The organism is Acetobacter fabarum (genome assembly GCF_022483405.1).
GTDB lineage: Bacteria > Pseudomonadota > Alphaproteobacteria > Acetobacterales > Acetobacteraceae > Acetobacter > Acetobacter fabarum.
In genome coordinates this window covers 1217743-1235095 of sequence record NZ_JAKVNI010000001.1, presented here as the reverse complement: position 1 = coordinate 1235095, position 17353 = coordinate 1217743, and the positions used below count along the sequence as shown (strand labels likewise).

Annotated in this window: 16 protein-coding genes; 5 read left to right on the top strand and 11 right to left on the bottom strand. The window is 59.2% G+C overall.

The genetic code is table 11. The features are described from left to right. Window positions 1-102: 102 nt before the first annotated feature. From LKE65_RS05905 to LKE65_RS05870, 8 genes are all read right to left on the bottom strand, one after another. A complete protein-coding gene (locus LKE65_RS05905; protein WP_095349757.1) occupies window positions 103-657 on the bottom strand; it encodes a DUF1643 domain-containing protein in 555 nt (184 codons plus the stop codon). 88 nt (window positions 658-745) lie between these two features. After that, window positions 746-1276 (bottom strand): sugar O-acetyltransferase, encoded by a 531-nt coding sequence (locus LKE65_RS05900; protein WP_278740730.1) that lies wholly within the window; start codon window positions 1274-1276, stop codon window positions 746-748. Window positions 1277-1342: 66 nt separating this feature from the next. Further along, window positions 1343-2479: a thylakoid lumen protein gene (locus tag LKE65_RS05895; protein ID WP_278740729.1), complete on the bottom strand. Its 1137-nt coding sequence runs from the start codon at window positions 2477-2479 to the stop codon at window positions 1343-1345. A 116-nt stretch (window positions 2480-2595) separates the two neighbouring features. Further along, window positions 2596-3825, bottom strand: coding sequence for an MFS transporter (locus LKE65_RS05890; protein ID WP_086645783.1), 1230 nt, complete (start codon window positions 3823-3825; stop codon window positions 2596-2598). A 197-nt stretch (window positions 3826-4022) separates the two neighbouring features. After that, window positions 4023-6005 (bottom strand): acetate--CoA ligase, encoded by a 1983-nt coding sequence (acs, locus tag LKE65_RS05885; protein WP_278740728.1) that lies wholly within the window; start codon window positions 6003-6005, stop codon window positions 4023-4025. A gap of 52 nt (window positions 6006-6057) precedes the next feature. After that, window positions 6058-6990, bottom strand: coding sequence for a methylisocitrate lyase (prpB, locus tag LKE65_RS05880; protein WP_086645781.1), 933 nt, complete (start codon window positions 6988-6990; stop codon window positions 6058-6060). Then, entirely contained in the window at window positions 6987-8156 is a 1170-nt protein-coding gene (gene prpC / locus LKE65_RS05875) for a bifunctional 2-methylcitrate synthase/citrate synthase (RefSeq protein WP_086645780.1), read from the bottom strand. The genes prpB and prpC overlap by 4 nt, the downstream gene beginning before the upstream one ends. Window positions 8157-8192: 36 nt before the next feature. Next, entirely contained in the window at window positions 8193-9755 is a 1563-nt protein-coding gene (locus LKE65_RS05870; protein ID WP_278740727.1) for an MmgE/PrpD family protein, read from the bottom strand. Window positions 9756-9885: 130 nt separating this feature from the next. On the opposite strand from LKE65_RS05870, the gene LKE65_RS05865 reads away from it, so the two are divergent. After that, window positions 9886-11304, top strand: coding sequence for a helix-turn-helix domain-containing protein (locus tag LKE65_RS05865; RefSeq protein ID WP_278740726.1), 1419 nt, complete (start codon window positions 9886-9888; stop codon window positions 11302-11304). A 310-nt stretch (window positions 11305-11614) separates the two neighbouring features. Here LKE65_RS05865 and LKE65_RS05860 read toward each other — a convergent pair whose 3' ends face one another. Further along, on the bottom strand, window positions 11615-12412 hold the full coding sequence (locus LKE65_RS05860) for a YfdX family protein (RefSeq protein ID WP_278740725.1): 798 nt from the start codon (window positions 12410-12412) through the stop codon (window positions 11615-11617). 491 nt (window positions 12413-12903) lie between these two features. On the opposite strand from LKE65_RS05860, the gene LKE65_RS05855 reads away from it, so the two are divergent. Next, entirely contained in the window at window positions 12904-13479 is a 576-nt protein-coding gene (locus LKE65_RS05855) for an RNA polymerase sigma factor (protein WP_253530222.1), read from the top strand. 302 nt (window positions 13480-13781) lie between these two features. On the opposite strand, the gene LKE65_RS05850 is transcribed toward LKE65_RS05855, so the two are convergent. Beyond that, a protein-coding gene (locus tag LKE65_RS05850; RefSeq protein WP_278740088.1) for an IS5 family transposase occupies window positions 13782-14545 on the bottom strand; the annotation gives its coding sequence in 2 pieces (ribosomal slippage) (window positions 13782-14203 and window positions 14203-14545; 765 coding nt in all). Between the two features lie 109 nt (window positions 14546-14654). On the opposite strand from LKE65_RS05850, the gene LKE65_RS05845 reads away from it, so the two are divergent. The 3 genes from LKE65_RS05845 (at window position 14655) to LKE65_RS05835 (ending at window position 16696) form a co-directional block, all read left to right on the top strand. Further along, window positions 14655-15005, top strand: a complete 351-nt coding sequence (locus LKE65_RS05845) for a hypothetical protein (RefSeq protein ID WP_278740724.1) — start codon at window positions 14655-14657, stop codon at window positions 15003-15005. Continuing rightward, window positions 15002-16204, top strand: a complete 1203-nt coding sequence (locus tag LKE65_RS05840) for a histidine-type phosphatase (RefSeq protein ID WP_278740723.1) — start codon at window positions 15002-15004, stop codon at window positions 16202-16204. The genes LKE65_RS05845 and LKE65_RS05840 overlap by 4 nt, the downstream gene beginning before the upstream one ends. Window positions 16205-16276: 72 nt before the next feature. After that, the gene (locus LKE65_RS05835) at window positions 16277-16696 is read left to right on the top strand and encodes a hypothetical protein (protein ID WP_086645773.1); all 420 of its coding nucleotides are present in this window, start codon (window positions 16277-16279) and stop codon (window positions 16694-16696) included. Window positions 16697-16717: 21 nt separating this feature from the next. Here the strand turns inward: LKE65_RS05835 and LKE65_RS05830 are convergent, their stop codons facing one another. Next, entirely contained in the window at window positions 16718-17323 is a 606-nt protein-coding gene (locus LKE65_RS05830) for a YceI family protein (protein ID WP_278740722.1), read from the bottom strand. Window positions 17324-17353: the final 30 nt, after the last annotated feature.

Below are 17353 nucleotides of genomic sequence, written 5' to 3'. Positions count from 1 at the left end.
TGCCCTGCTGGCAGGCCCCATTATGGGCCAACGCATACCGCAAACCCGCCAGACCTGCCTTTTTTGCTAGCCAGCCGGGCAAAGCCTGCCGGGTGCCCCGGCTTACGCCACGGGCAGTTCAAACGGTTTTAATTCCGCTGGCAGGTAAAGCGGGTGGCACGGCCGCCCGGCGTTGCTCAGCCGCAGCGCACACACCGCAATGCCGTGGTCTTGAAGCATCTGCACAACCTGCGGCCCACGGGCGAGCAACGCCTTGTGGTGGGGCGAGCCATAAGCCGCCACGACCAGATCGGCCTTGCGCGCCATGTCCAGCAAAGCGGCATCGTTGCCGGGGCCTATGGGGTCCGGGGTTTCCAGCAGGCGGAGCTGGTCCGTGCAGCGGTAGGCAAAGGTATTACCAACATACAGGCCACCATAGCCCCATGCGCGCGCGTAACGCTGGCACTTGGCCACGGTCCGGTCATCCCCGTGTTCGGTTGCGACCGATGGGTTCATCATCAGCCACATGACCAGCGGCTTGTCCGCATCCCACACCCGGCGCAGGGTGTAGCGGTAGCAGTCGTCCGGCCCGCCATAGGTGGCAGTACTGACAACATCCCCCGACAGTTTGAGCGGGCGGGACTGGCCTACATGGTGGCCTGCAAACAGATCGTTCATGATACTCCGGCTGGCAGAGGGTTAGGCACGGCTTTCTCCCCCTCGTTTACGGTGCAATGGCGTGTGGCACAAACCCGCATGCGCGGAGCTAGGGGGCAAACCCGGTACGGTCAGCCGGGGTAAGTGCGCGCAGCACCCGGCACGGCACACCAGCCGCTACCACACCTGCGGGCACATCACGCGTAACCACGCTGCCCGCACCAATAACGCTGCCAATGCTAATGGCCTGCGCGTAACAGCCCCCTGCCGCGCGCTCGTGCATATCCAGCGCATGGTTGGCTGTGTACAGGCCCACACGCGGGCCAAACAGAACATTATCCCCAATTGTAATGGGGGCCGCATCGAGCAGAATGCAGTCAAAATTGGCGTAAAAATTATTACCAATGCTAATATTACGCCCGAATTCACACCGTAATGCCGGTTCAAAATGCACCTGCTGGCCAACACGGCCCAGCAGGGTGCGTAAAAGCGCCTCCCGCTCGGCGGCTGGGCGGCCAAAACTTGCATTGTAACGGTTGCTCAGCACAACGGCATCTGCACGGGCCTGCACCAGTTCTGGTGCAAGGTCATTGTACATTGCGCCAGTGCGCATGAACGCCATGTGGTTTTCCAACGTCATACCGTGCCATTCTCCCTACCCCCGGCCTCTGGCCCAACAACGGGGCGCAAAAAGGTGCCCGCGGGCCTAGCCGGGGTGTATTGCGTGCCAGTGTGCCGTGGCTGCCGCCCGGATTGCATCCTGTTCATGCTGTATTTTTTCCGGGTCATACCCAAGGGCCACACATTGGGCGTGCGTAATATACCCTGTTTGCAGCAAAAACAGGGCCAGTTGCTGCGGGTATGGCACCGTACGCACATACGGTGCCGGGCAGGCCGTACGCCCTTTACCCCACGCGGATTTATCCAGCGTGCACCATTTTAGCAGATAAGGTGATTGCGGGTTATAACGTGCCAGCATATAGCGCCACCCGGCCTGCAATTGCCCGGCGTTAGCACTGGTTGCCACATAACCTGCCAGATACCCGTTAACCTCGCGGCTTCTGGGAGCAGGCACATCCTCCTCAGTTGGCAAGATCCTGACGGTCAGCTTTATGTACGGCCTGAAGCGGGGCTGCCGGGTGATGACATTCAGCTTCCCCTGCGCGTATTCATAAATAACGTCCGGCCCTACAGACAGATCATGCGAGGGAAAAACGGCATCAAACCGTTTATCCGGAAAAATGAACTGCCGCCCGCCATCATGAGCAACATCCACCACCGAGGGCGGCCCGAACCCATTCTGTTTGGGTAGCTGAACCGCATACCACTGACCCGCATCCCCTGCCCCCACAATAGCACTGACCAGACAGCAATGCGTCCCCCCCGTAAAACCAGACAGGAGAAGCTGTGGCAGCACTGCCCCTTGCTCCAGATAGTAAAAAGACAGGTTGAGATCACTAAGTGTCCCTTTTCCTCCGCCCCCGAGCGCTGCAATAACCTGCCTGAAATCAGGGTGCCCCGGAGCACTGGCCACCAGTGTGGCAACCTTGCAAAGCCCCCCTGAGCGTGAAAGCGTAGCCTGCTCCTCCCACTCCAGCAGGCCATGGGAGGGGCAGGGCTGGTGCTCGGCAAACTCCACCCGCATGCTCAACTCCCCGACAGTGACACTCAGAGGTTGGGAAAATGACCGATCCGCAGCGTTAAAAACAATTGCACTGGCAAACGGCCCAACATCCCGAGCGACAGCGGAAAAATCATCCTGCGCGGGAGCCGCCAGAGCCTGCGTGCCGCAGACAGCCGCCAGAAACAGGCACAGATGAAGGGGAAGCCTTAAATAACGCATGAACACATATCTCTTTTTGTATCTTCACACCACACAGGCCAAAAGGCAGAAGGCCACGCAGCCGGGCGAGCCAGACGTTTGAGCGGTGCATACTGCCTCTCCCTGTCTGGGGGTTTTCAGCCAAGCCTGCTTTGCGGGTGCAGGCGGGCGTTCAGCAGGGTCAGCACCAGCACTCCCAGTGCTGCTCCCCCTACAGTGAGCATAAGGGCGGGAGCAAGCCCTGCCCCGATCCACCCTGCAAGCCGGGTTTGCACAAGTGCGTTGCTAGCCGCAATAAGATTACCGCACTGATACGCCAGCCCCGGAAACGTGGCACGGACAGAAGCAGGGGAAAGCTCGCTCAGATACGCCGGTACCACCCCCCACGCTCCCTGAATACAGAACTGGATGCACACAGCCCCCACCCCAAGCCAGAAAATGGAGTGCGGCAGGGTCCATAACGGCAGCAGCGGAATAGTCAGCGCTGCGGCCACGGCAATGGCATACTGCCGCCCGATACGCTGGGAGAGCACGCCAAACACCACCCCGCCCGCAATGGCCGCCAGATTGTACAGCACGGCCAGCAGGGTAATGGAGGGAGGAGGCACATGCCGCTCAAGTGCCAGAAACACCTTGGGATACAAATCCTGCGAGCCGTGGCTCATGAAGTTGAAGGCCGCCATAAGCGCCACCGCAAACACGCACAGGGCCATGTTCTGGCGTGCAACCGCCAGCATGCCCGGCGGGCGCTCGGCCCCTGCCCCCTGTGCCTGACGGGCCAGCCAGTCCGGGCTTTCGGGCACACGCAGCCAGATGTAAATGGCCGACACAATAGCCCCGCCCCCCAGCACAAACAGCCCACGCCAGCCCAGCACGGGCAGGAGCAAGAACATAAGTGAAGCCAGCAGATACCCAGCCGGATACCCGGCCTGCAAAATGCCCGATGCCGTGCCCCGCCATGACGGTGGAACACTTTCCATGATCAGGGAGGTGCCAACCCCCCATTCCCCCCCAAGGGCCACACCAAACAGGGCACGCAGAACCAGAAAAACCGTAAGCGTGGGCGCAAAGGCCGATAAGACCTCGATCAGCGAGTAAATGGTAATTGTGCCGATCAGCACCGGTTTGCGCCCGTACGCATCTGCGGCGCGCCCGCATACAAAAGCCCCTATGGGCCGGGTGATAAGGGTTAGTGTGGGGGCCAGCAGCACTACCTCCAGCGAGGTGGAAAAACTGCGGGCCACATTATCAAGCGTGAACAGGACAATAAAAAAATCGCAGGCATCAAGCATCCACCCCAAAAAGGAGGCGGCCACAACATGCCGGGCTGTTGTACGGTCAATGGGGGAGAGAGCAGTGGCGGCCATGGGGGTACTCCTGCTTGCCGGTTACCCACCTTGTGGCATGCCCGCCATTGGCTTTGCCACGCAGGAATAATCACGAATACGCCAGACCCACGCGCAGGCTATGGCCTGAATAAGCAGAAGGGCCGGGGCGTTACCGCCTCGACCCCCCCGGTCTTGCCGCGCTTAGCAAGATTCCGCTGCGTGCTGGCCACCAAGCCTCAGGCTCGGGCCTGCACTGCTTCTGGCTGCCCAAAGGCCATTTGCCCCCACACGCGCTCGCGCAGCATGGGTACAATGGACTGATCGCTCAGGGCAGACAGATCACCCAGTTCATTGGTATCCCCACTTGCGATCTTGCGCAACAGGCGGCGCACAATTTTGCCAGAGCGTGTGCGGGGCAGATCGGGCACCAGATACACCGCCTCCGGTGCTGCGTACCGCCCGATCAACTGCACCACAAGGCGGCTTATGCCCTCCTCATCCAGCCCGGAGGTTACATCCTTGCGGGGGATGGCAAACACAACCAGCGCCTGCCCCTTGACCGGGTGCTCCACCCCCACGGCCGCGCATTCCACAATCCTGTGGTCCGCGCCCAGAGCGTCCTCCACCTCTGCCGTGCCAAGGCGGTGCCCGGCAATGTTGATCACATCATCCATGCGGCCAGTTATCCAGTAATACCCGTCCTCATCCCGCCTTGCGCCATCGCCTGTAAAATACAGGCCCGGTGCAAGGGCAAAATACGTCTGGCAGAAGCGGGCATGGTCACCCCATATGGTGCGCGCCTGACCGGGCCATGAGCGCGCAATGCACAAAGCACCTTCCGCAGCACCCTGCTCCACTTTACCCCGCGGGTCGAGTATGGCCATTTCCACCCCCGGCAGGGGCATGGTGGCCGAACCGGGCTTGAGCGAATGCACACCGGGTATGGGGCCAAGCACAATGCCTGCGGTTTCCGTCTGCCACCACGTATCGGCCACGGGGCAGCGTTTTTTGCCCACCACATCATGGTACCACAGCCACGCATCGGGGCTTATGGGTTCACCCGCAACACCCAGCAGGCGCAGGGAGCCAAGGTTATACCGGTTCACCACCGCATCGCCTTCGGCCATCATGGCGCGTACGGCTGTGGGCGCGGTAAAGAGCATGCTCACCTTGTATTCATCAATCAGTTCAAACCACCGCCCCGGCTGGGGGTGAGTAGGCAGACTGTCCGAGATCATGGTGGTGCCACCATTGGCCAGCGGGCCATACACAACCGAGGTGTGCCCCGTAATCCAAGCCACATCCGCCGTGCACCACAGCACATCGCCCGGCTGATGGGTATAGACCATGCCCATGGTGTAGGCCGCCCAGACCATATACCCACCCGTTGCATGCACAACCGCCTTGGGCTTGCCCGTGCTACCCGAGGTATAAAGCATGAACAGCGGGTCTTCCGCCCGCATGACGGCGGGCACAAAATCTGCCTCAAAATTATCTACAAAATCATGAAAATCGTAGTCCCGGCCCGGCAGCATGGGCACGGCTTCTTCCGATGTGCGCACGACCAACATGGAGTGCACGCCGCTATTGCCCCCGGCCTTGCGCAGGGCTTCATCCATGCTCTGCTTGTACGCCACAGGCTTGTTGCCACGCCATGCCATATTGGCGGTAATAACAGCCACAGCCCCACTATCCACCAGACGCTCGGCAATACCCTCGGCCGAGAACCCGCCAAACAGCACCACATGCACCGCACCAATGCGCGCGCAGGCCAGCATGGACACAACCGCCTCTGCCACCATAGGCAGGCAGATGGCCACGCGGTGCCCTTTTTCCACCCCCAGATGGGTCAGGGCATTGGCCAGACGGCAGACCCGTTCGTGCAGGTCCTTGTAGGTCAGGCTTTCCGAGCGGCCTGCGGCCTCGCGCTGGCTGATCAGGGCAACCTGGTCGCCCCGCTCGGTCAGGTGGCGGTCTATGCAGCAGACCGACGCATTCAGCGTGCCATCTGCAAACCAGCTTATGGACACGTCTTTTTCAAAACTGCCGGCAAAGCCCTGTGTGGGCCGCGAGCACCAGTGGATGCGCCGCGCCTGTTGCAGCCAGAACCCGTCCGGGTCGCGCCGGGCATGTTCACGCATGGCCTGCAACTGCTCCGGAGACATAATGGCCGGGTAATGGGGGTAGGCACGCGCCGGGATGAGTGTTTGGTCCGTCATGGTCTTGTATCCCCTGTTCTTGTTGTTTGTGTGGGACAGAAGTCTGCGGTTTTCAGGCTGCGTTGCGGTCGGGCTGTCCAATGTGCGGGAGAACCGTGGCCACAATGCCTGCATCGAGTGTTTCATAATCATAATACCGAAGCGTTTTGTACAGCTCCTCGCGGGTTTGCATCCGCTCAAGCATGGCCTGTGTGCCCCCCGTGCGGGCAATAGTGGCATACAGGTCCGCCTGTGCCCGGTTGGCTGCCCGCAGGGAACTGACCGGCCATATGACCATGCTGTACCCCATGGCCTCGAACTCGGAGGCGGTAAAATAGGGGGACCGGCCAAATTCGGTCATATTGGCCAGCAGGGGCACATCAGGCAGGCGGCGCGCAAACTCCCTGAACATATCTTCCGATATCAAAGCCTCGGGGAAGATGGCGTCTGCCCCAGCCTCATAATACAGCCGTGCACGGGCTACCGCGCCGTCCAGCCCTTCCGAGCCAGCGGCATCCGTGCGCGCAATCACCACCATATCGCGCCGGGCCCGGGCGGCGGCGGCCACTTTTTGCGCCATCTCCTGAGGGGAGACGAGTTTTTTGTCATTCAGGTGTCCGCATTTTTTGGGCAGAACCTGATCTTCAATATGCACGGCGGCGGCCCCGGCCTCTTCAAACGCGCGGACCATGTTCATCACGTTCAGGGTTTCACCATACCCGGTATCCCCATCCACCAGCACGGGCAGGCCCGTGGCACGCACAACCTGACGGATGAAAAAACACACCTCGTCTATGGTAATAATACCAAGGTCCGGCAGCCCCATGCTGGCGGTCATGGCCGCGCCCGAAAGATAGAGCGCGCCAAACCCACAGTCCTTTGCCTGCAGGGCCGCCTGCCCGTTATGTGCACCGGGAATTTGCATAATGCCCTTGCGGTGCATCATGTCCTTAAAACGCTGGCCCGCAGGCGTTGCGGGCAGGTCCTTGCCTACCAGATAGGTCATGCGGCGAACTCCAGTCCATCGCGTTCACGCAAAGGGATGAGCGGGCGGGCGTCTGGCCCGGTATAATTGGCGGAGGGACGGATGATTTTTCCATCCATGCGCTGCTCCATAATATGCGCGCACCAGCCGGTCACACGGGCCATGACAAAAACAGGCGTGAACATGGCCGTGGGAATGTTCATGGCGTTGTAGGAAACAGCACTGAACCAGTCGAGGTTAGGGAACATCTTTTTCTGTTCAGCCATAACCCGCTCTATGCGCTCGGCTACGGTATAGAGCCGCATGGTGCCGTTGCGGCGGGAGAGGTCCCTTGCCGTTTCCTTGATAATTTCGTTCCGCGGGTCGGCCAGAGTGTACACCGGGTGGCCAAAGCCGATAATCACCTCCCTGGCCTCCAGCCTGCGGCGGATGTCCGCCTCGGCTTCGTCCGCCGTGTGGTAGCGTTGCTGGATGTCCAGCGCCACCTCGTTCGCACCCCCATGTTTGGGGCCACGCAGCGCACCAATGGCGGCCGTTACGGCGGAATACATATCCGACCCGGTGCCCGCCACAACACGCGCGGCAAAGGTGGAAGCGTTAAACTCATGTTCGGCATACAGGATGAGCGATGTGTGCATGGCCTGCACCCAGCTATCGGGGGGAGTGGTCCCATGCAGAAGGTGCAAAAAATGCCCGCCTGCACTGGCATCATCCGTATGGGTGTCTATCCGCCGCCCGTGGTTGGAATAATGGTACCAATACAGCAGCATGGATGCGGTGGAGGCCACCAGCCTGTCCGCAATTTCCCGCGCACCCGCGGTGGGGCAGTCGCTCCGCTCGGGCAGGGCACACCCCAGAACGGACACCGCCGTACGCAGGACATCCATAGGATGGGTGGAAGCTGGCAGGCGTTCCAGAGCAGCCCTTACAATATCGGGAATATCGCGCAGGCTCATCAGGTGGCGTTTATACCCTTCCAGCTCTGCCGTGTTGGGCAAAAAGCCGTAAATCAGCAGGTAGGCGACCTCTTCAAACGTGCAGGCACGGGCAAGGTCTTTTATGTCATACCCACGGTAATGCAGGTCATTCCCGCTATGGCCGACGGTGCTCAGGGCCGTGTTGCCCGCCACGGTGCCGGACAGGGCCACGGATTTTTTGGGTTTTGTGCGGTGCAGTTCGGTGTGCATTGCTGTTGCTCCCCTGCCTTGGTCTTTATGTGTCTGTCAGGACGTGAGGGCCGCGGTCTGCCGGGTATTTTTGGCACCCAGAGCAGACTGGCCGAAGTTGAAAATGCCTTCCACCTTGTTGATCTGCATGTCCTGTGGCGGAATATGCAGTTCAAGCTGGTGGAGTTCCCCCGCCCCGAGTTCTGGCAGGCGCTGCACGGCGGCCAGAAAACGCTCAACTTCCGCCGGATCCACAATACCTTCTGACAGGGTGCGGAACTTTTGAATGTAATCCGCACGCTGCCACGGCGTTGCCCCCAGCGTATGGGCATTGGCCACGGCCAGCTCGTCTGCCAGCACGGTGCCGTTTTTCAAGCGGATGACAATACGCCCGCCAAAGGCTTTTTTGTCGGGGTCGCTCTCATGGTAGCGTTGTGTCCATTCGGGTTTTTCAATCGTGTGGATTTTTTTCCACAGCCGCACCGTATCAGGCCTGCGCGCCCGTTCGGGTTCGTAGGAGCGCACGTGGTGCCAGCATCCATCCTGTAATGCCACAGCCACAATATACATGATGGAATGGTCCAGTGTTTCCCGCGTGGCCTGTGGGTCAAACTTCTGCGGGTCATTGGAGCCGGTGCCGATCACGTAGTGGGTGTGGTGGCTGGTTTCGATAAGCACATCTTCCACATCCTCCCAGTTGCTGATTTTTTTGCCCATGCGGAAGGCAAGGTCGATCAGCGCCTGACTTTGGTATTCGGCTGAATGTTCCTTGGTAAAAGAATACAGGATGGCCCGCTTGGGTTCGCCCATACCCGGCAGGGGCACGGTGTAATGCGCATCTTTACCATCAAGCATCCATGCAATAACCCCATCCTCCCCTTCATAGATCGGGGTTGGAGATGTTTCGCCCAGCATGGCGCGATCGACTGATTCCACAGCCATTTTGCCTGCATGGGCCGGGGCGTATGCCTTCCAGGACGAAATCTCGCCCTTGCGGCTCTGGCGCGTGGCGGTGGTAACATGCAGCGCCTGCCCGATAGCCTGATAAATGACCGATGGCGGCAGGCGCAGCAACGTGCCAATACCCGCCGCAACCGATGGGCCAAGATGAGCCACATGGTCAATCTTGTGCTTGTGCAGGCATATGGCGCGGGCCAGATCAATCTGGATTTCATACCCAGTGGCAATGCCGCGGATCAGGTCCGCACCGCTGCGGTTACACTGCTGCGCTACGGCCAGAATACCGGGAATATTGTCCCCCGGATGGGAGTATTCAGCCGCCAGAAAAGTGTCGTGGTAATCCAGTTCGCGCACAGCGGTGCCGTTGGCCCATGCCGCCCACTCCGCATGGACCCGTACATCCGGCCCCATGCCAAACACCGTAGCCCCGCCGGGCCTGCGGTGGGCGAGCGCTTCTGTCCGGGCACTCATGACCGAATGGCGGTTGACCGAAGCCATGGCTACGGCGGCATTGTCAATCATGCGGTTGATGATCATATCTGCCACAGCAGGTTCCACCGCAACCGGGTCGGCCGCGACCTGTGCAATTTTCCAGGCCAGTTGGTCTGCGCGGTTCAGGCGTTCACTCTCTGGGTGTACGCGCACTTCATGATTTTGCATTGTTCCGGCCCTTGCCATCTTGTGATCTGGGGAAACAGTTGCAGACTGTTGCGTAAAGCAGCAGAGGAATAAGAGTAAAAAGAAGCGAAGGAATTCGCGCCCGTTGCAAAGTCTGTGAAGGTTGGTGAGCATGCCCAGAACCAAAACCAAGCTGTTTGCTGGCAACCGGCTACGCCAGCTCCGCCAGCGCGAAGGCATGACACAGGCCGTGCTGGCGGAACGTGTTGGCGTATCGCTCAGCTACCTTAACCAGCTTGAGCGCAACCACCGCCCTCTGCCCGACCACCTTTTGCAAAACCTGTGCGAACGCTTTGCCCTGAGCCCCGCATGGTTTGCCGACACGCGCGAAGCCCATGCCGTGCAGGCACTGCGCGAGACCATGGCCGACCCGATTTTTAAAAACTCACCACTACCACTTACCAAAATGGCGGAAGCCGCCCGCCAGACCCCCGAACTGTGCGAGGCATTTTTAACCCTCTACCGTGCATACACGTTTGAACAGGAGCGGCACGCACACGCCCCCTTGGCCAGCACACCCCCGCTTGAACCTTACGAGGCCGTTGGTAACTGGGTGCAGGACCACAACAACTATTTTCATGAACTTGATTGTGCAGCCGAGGCATTTTACGAACGTCTTATCAGTACGGATGCATCGCTGGACGTAGCCCTTGCCCAACACCTGCGCAACCAGCACGGGCTGGGTATAACCCATAATACGGATATGCAGGAACGCGGGCTGGTCTGGCGGATTGACCGGCATAAACGCCAGGTGCAGCTCCCCCATAACCAGCCGCCGGAAAGCACACTGTTTTTTCTGGCCCAGATTATAGGCCAGTTGGAACACACCCGTCTGATGACAGACATTTTGCGCCGCGAAGGCCCAAAGGAGCGCAATGCGCAGGAACTCGCACGGGTGTATCTGGGCAATTATTTTGCCGGAGCACTCATCCTGCCCTATACGCGCTTCCTGCATAAGGCCCAGAGCATGCGGTATGATGTGGACGACCTGCGCCGCCACTTTGGCGTCAGTTTTGAGCAGGTCTGCCACCGCCTGAGCACCATGCAGCGCTTTGGTGCGGAAGGGATTCCGTTCTATTTTCTCAAACTGGATATTGCTGGCAATATTCTTAAAAGTTTTTCAGCCAACCGTTTTTCTCAGGCCCGTTTTGGTGGGCCCTGCCCGTTGTGGAACGTGTTCCGCGCCTTTGCAACACCGGGGCAGATTCAGGTCCAGCTTTCGCAGACAACCGATGATTCCATTTATCTGAATGTTGCACGCACCGTTGGGCGGGAAGGACTGAGCTACGCCGACCGCCCCCGCCAGATTGCCATTGTGCTGGGCTGCACCATAGCAGATGCGGCAAAAACCGTTTACGCCGCCGGGCTGGATCTGGCGGACCACACATTGGTTGTACCTATTGGCCCCGGATGCCGGGCCTGTGGGCGGGAACTATGCAGCCACCGCTCGCTCCCTGTTTCTGGCAGGGTGCTGGATACGGGCAGCAATGCGCGTGGAGTTGTGCCCTACAGGGCCGTGCCCGAACACTAAAAAACCCGCTCAAGGAGCGGGTCTGGTGCTGGTAGGGCAAGGGGTAGGAGGAGAAGAAAGAACCTTCCGGACTGACCGGGGATGCAAAACAGCCCGGAAGTTTAGGGGGGATAGTTTTTTACGGTAGTCACGACAACCACAGATTGTCGCGGTGATGCCCCTTGCCCCACCAGCAGAAACGCCTTCATCACCGCGACAAGATGATAATAAGAACGATTCTCATTAAAGAGCAAGCGAAAAAACAAGGGATGCGAAATTTTTTTCGCCACCCCTTGTGTTATTCTTACAAGCCTTTGGTTTATCAGTGCTTTTAGTGGGCACTTCCCGTAGCGGAATCGGCCTTGGGGGCAGCCGCCGGCGCGGGGACCGTAGCCGGGGCTGGCGTTACAGCAGCGCTCCCCTGAGTTGCCGCCTTGGCCGGAGCCTGCGCTGGGGCTTGTGCCGGGGACTGGGCATTTGCGGACTGGTCCACAAAATCGTCCGAGACAAACACAATGCTATCCAGCAGCTGGTCCAGTGCCTCCTTTGCCTGTGCGGCCTGCCGGCCCTCGGTCAGCACCCGGGCGCGGTACAGGGTGCTTTTGGTCTGTTCCAGCGGGGCAAGCGCGATAATAAAGTCGGCATCTTCGCCCACTACCTGCAGGTTCTGCTGGGCCTGCGCGTTCTGCCCGGCCTTGAGGGCTTTGTTGGCCTGCTGGGCAGCGGCTTTTTTATCGGGGGCCAGAGTTTCGGTCAGAATGAACTCACCACCAACGGGAATCCACGTCACAGCGCCGGTTGTGGGCTTATGGGTGGCAGAAACAGGGTGCTGGGGAGCAGGCTGCAACTGGTCTTCCGCCGCATAAAACCGCCGGTTATCCTTTTGTGCCGCAACAAAGCGCTTTTGCGCATCGTAAATCGGGGGGATGGCAGCATCCGTTTTGCCCTGCGCCAGCAGGTCACGCGCGACCAGCACATCCTGCAAGGCTTTCTGCCCATCCACAGACAGGTGGTGCAGGGCGCGCCCGGCCTTGAACTTTTCCCAATCCGTGTGAATGGCCCCGGCATGCGCTGCCGAAGCACTGACCATAAGAGCGGCCACTGCCGCAAGAGATGCCTTAAAACGCATAAAAACAATCCTGACCGAAAATGTTGAACACCAAAGTATTAAGGATTCAAACTCAATATCTGGTTAGCAAAATACGTTTCTCAAGGTGTTGAATGCAAAAGAAAGAGCATTAAAAAATTTATTATTTTTGAAAACTTTGCTTTACTGGCCGCGCAAGTCCCGAACTGACCAACCATTACGCAACACTGCCATGTTGTAAAAACAGGCACAGCACCCCAGACGGGCATGGCCGCGGCCCTGCTCTCCCCAGCCCCCCTGGCCCTATTGACGCGCAAAAAAAGCCCTTTGCGTTAGATTCGCCCACAGATTCTGCGGATGCTCCGGTGCATAAGCCTGTGGATAATGTGTACAGTTGGTGTGAATGCCGCGCATCCACCGTGCAGGCACGCCACCCCAGCGGGCGCCCCTTGTCATGCAAGTGTCACACTGCACAGGGTATGCGCTTGCTACATGCCTGCCAATCAACCACACCGGCGGGGCAGAGGGTTCGATTGTTACACACGACAGACGAATGCAGCATCTGGCTGGCTACCCATATTCTCCCGCATGAAGGCCATATCCGCGCCGGGTTACGCCGCTACGCCAATATTGAAGCTGACGACATTATTCATGAAGCCTATGTTGTTATGGCGCAGGCGCAGTGGTCATCCATTACCAACCCGCGCGCCTATTTTGTTTCGGTCTGCCGTAACCTTGTTATGCAGCATTACAGGCGCGCACGGGTTGTGCCGGTTACCAGCCTTGCTCTTATACAGGCAGATACGCTGGCAGATACGGCCCCCTCCGCCGAGCAGGTAGTATCTGCCCGGCAGGAAATGCGCTTCCTTGAAAAAGCCATTGCAAAACTTCCCGCCCGCTGCCGGGATATTTTTGTTCTGCGCCGCGCACGTGGCCTGACACAAAAGGAATGTGCCGCGCAATTGAATGTTTCTGAAAATATTGTAGAAAAACAGCTTGCCCGCGCACTTGTTTTTCTTTCCAGAGAATATGCGCAATCAGAGAGGGAAATGACCGTTGAGGTGGAGCAGCGCCCGCGTCTTGTCCACTCTCGCAAGCACCAGCCCTGACGAGACTGCGGCGCAATGGGCAGCCAGACTGGACAAAGCCCCCCCCTTTGCGCAAGCGAGCAGCAGGCATTCCAGTAATGGCTTGAGCAGGATATACGCCACAAAAGTACCTTCCTGCGTGCCAGAGCCATATGGCATGCCAGCACAACAAAAGAAAAGAATACAGACGAACACATGACCCTTCTGGGCCATGCCATACGCCTGCCCCCCACGGTTGTGCCGCTGGGTATTAAGGAACCCACGTCGCGCATTCAAAGCAACGTCATCAACAATAACATTATTCCGCTAGTTAGGCTCAGGACTCATTCTTTAAGATAGAAGATGAAGCTTGCTGCGATTTGGATTGCGGACATGAATGTATGAGCACAGCGGTCGTATCGTGTTGCCACCCGTCGCCAGTCTTTCAGCTTTGCGAACATGTTTTCGATCAGATGGCGCTTTTTATACAGATGCCAATTGTAAGGTGGCTTTGATTTCCGGTTCTTCTTCGGCGGAATACAGGCGGTGATATTGCGTTCTGCGAGAGACTGTCTGATTTTATTGCTGTCATATCCCCGATCGCCGATGACTTCCTCTGTCTCATCCGGCAGGTCCGACAGCAGCGCATCAGCGCCTTTGAAATCACTGACCTGTCCCGCAGTCAGATGAAGGCGAACAGGACGCCCTTGTCCATCACATATGGCATGAAGCTTTGAGTTCAGGCCGCCTTTTGTCCGTCCGATATGGCGGGAAAAAGCCCCTTTTTGAGCAGGGACGCCGATGTCCGGTGTGCCTTGAGATGTGTTGCATCGATCATCAGACGCTTCGAACGGCCTGCCTGTTCTGTCAGGGCGACAAAGATCCTGTCAAAAACACCGAGGCGGCTCCACCGGATAAAGCGGTTGTATAAAGTCTTGTGCGGACCATACGCTTTCGGAGCGTCTTTCCACTGAAGGCCGTTACGGATCACATAAACGATCCCGCTCAGAACACGCCGGTCATCCACGCGTGGCACTCCGTGCGCCAGAGGAAAAAACGGCTCAATCCGCTCTATCTGGCGCTCAGATAGCATAAACACATCACTCATAGGCCCACCTTCCATCGGTAAGCCTGTGAATCACAACCGTTCGTCCAGTTCAATAAATTAATAGGTCCTGAGCCTAGCATGGACGACATCATCCAGTTCCAGCCCCAATATGCTGGCTTCTTTTGGCCTGCTCTATGAGAGCGAAAAAGAGGCCTATTTTTCCATTATTGGCAAACACTGGGGCTTGAACAGCGAGACCAACGCCGCAGGCAATACACAGTTTGCCAACCAGTACAAGATTGGCAGCAACGTAACAGCCGACCTTGCGCCGGGCTGGCGCATCCGCAATGCTGGCAGCGTGTTCCGCGAGATTACGCCCAACCTTAAAATTGGCACTCTGTTCAACAACCGCGCCATCACCAACTTTGCGGGAAACCAGAGCTATGGTTATGCCCCCCCCCTTTACTGGCGCAACCCCGGGCGCAGCGTATTCTTTAACCTTGCAATGACCGTACCATGAGACACCTTGCCCTGTTCTGCGCACTGTTTGTGGCAACGCCCACCCTTGCAGCGCCCTCTGCCCCCCTTCCCTCCACACAGCACGGAGCTGTGCTGGAACGGGTGGTACTGCTTGCCCGCCACGGCATACGCAGCCCCACCAAACCACCCCAGACCCTGCAGGCCCAGACCGGCCACGCATGGGCACAATGGCCCGTAGCCCCCGGTGAGTTAACCGAGCACGGCAAGCAGGCACTGGCCCAGATGGTGGAGCTGGTGCGCCAGCACTACACGCTGGCGGGCCTGCTCCAGCAGAGCAACTGCCCCACACCTGCCAGCATTGCCATATGGGCCGATGCCAAGGACCACCGCACGCGCGAGAGCGGGAGCATCTGGGCCGACCAGCTTGCACCGGCCTGCGGCTTGCGCGCCAGCGGCCTGCCCGATGGGCAGGAAGACCCCATTTTTGCAGGCTCACCAGCACCACTCAGCACGCAGGAACAAAGCGCCATCACGCGGGAGTTTGACCAGCGCGCGCGCACCCTGCCCCCCACGGTGGAAGCCAGCATGAGCACGTTGCAGGCCGTTCTGGCCCCCACCGCCTGCACAACCGATACCCCCCACTGCCTGAGCGCCAACAAAGCCACGCTGGCATGGAAAAAGGGCAAACCCCATCTGGAAGGCGGCATTGCCACCGGTGGCACAGCGGCCGAAAACCTGCTGCTGGAATACACACAGGGCATGCCCGCACAAGCCGAACCGTTTGGGGGGCATGACCCCGCAACCCTGATCGGGCAGGTGTTCCCCCTCCATACGGAGGAAAGCTGGCTTGTCCGCCGCCTGCCCACACTGGCCGCACACAAAGGTGCCCCCATGGCCGCAGCCGTGCAAAATGCGCTGGACGGCAAACCAGTGGAGGGTGTGCCCGCAGTAACCGGGCAGACAAAACTGTTCGTGCTGGCCGGGCACGACACCAACCTGGATGCACTGGCCACGCTGTACGGGCTGGACTGGTCCTTTGCCGACCAGCCAGACCCCACAGCCCCCAACACAACGCTGGCCTTTGAGCTGTGGCGCACGGCACATGGCCCCTACATTGTTGTCCGGCTGTTCCACCAAGGGCTGGAAGCCCTACGCACTCTGGCCCCCCCCACTCCGGCACTGAGCATGCAGGTCATTGCCGCTGGCACGTCCCTCCAGACCTTGCAGCCTGCCAGGTAGGCACCACACCACCGCGCATATGGGGGGCGAGGTGCCTTTGCAAACACCCCGCTCACACCCCATATCTGTACCATGACCGATGCACGGACCCCAACCGGGGCGGCCCACCCCACCGAACTCCTGCGCCAACGCCGCATGGCGCTGCTGCTTGTCCGGCTACCGGACAAAACACGGGGCTGGCTGTTCTGGCTACGCGAACCGAGGCAGAAGTGGTTGCGCCTGCCTGCTGGCTCATTGCTGGTTGTAGGGGGGCTGTTTTCCTTCCTGCCCGTGCTGGGGTTGTGGATGCTCCCCTTGGGCATTGCCCTGCTGGCAGAGGACTTTGCCCTGTGCCGCAAGGTTTGCGCCCATATGCTGGACTGGGTTATCAAGCGCAAACCCCACTGGCTGGGCATAGAACCGGACGAAACGGAGGAGGATGCCTACCTCCGCATCCGCCCGCAAATCCCTCCCCACCACCGCACAGGCATGGACGAACAGGCAAACCTGTAGGCTGCTGCTCAGGCCCCGCACTCAGCGGGGTGTGGCAGGCGGGCAGGCCGGGCTTGGGCCAAGGTTTATAAGCGTTTGCGTGCGCACCATGGGGTCCACTGTATACAGGAGCGTACTAACCCCCCACTGGCGTTGGTCAAACGTGGCATCACTCTGGATCTGGGTGAGGGTATTGCCTGTAAAATGCATGGCCACATCAAAGGTGAGCGGGTGGGTCTGCCCCCGCATGCTCAGCTGGCCCACAAGCTGGGTGTGCGGTTTGCCTTGGCGGATTGTGGGTTTGCAATCCCCGACAAACGTCATGCTCGGGTGGTCGTCCCCATCCAGCATGATGCCTGAAAGCATGATCCCCCGCAGCACGGACGACCCGACCTTGAGAGACTGCACAGCCATGCTCAGCTCCACATGGCAGCTCTGGTCCTCGGGGTTGTAGGTCAGGTTGCCTTTGAGCTGTTCAAAGCTCCCTTCAATACTGGTCACGGCTGTTTTGGCGTACAGGTGGGCCTGTGTATTGGCCGGCCCCAGCACCACATGCTGGGGCTGAGCCAGCGCGCGCGCATATGGCAGGGCCATGCCTGCACAAGCGACCCCCATAAGCAATACTGCCTGAGCTGTACGTCTTGCCATAAAACCTCCCTCATGGCGGCATCCAGCCAT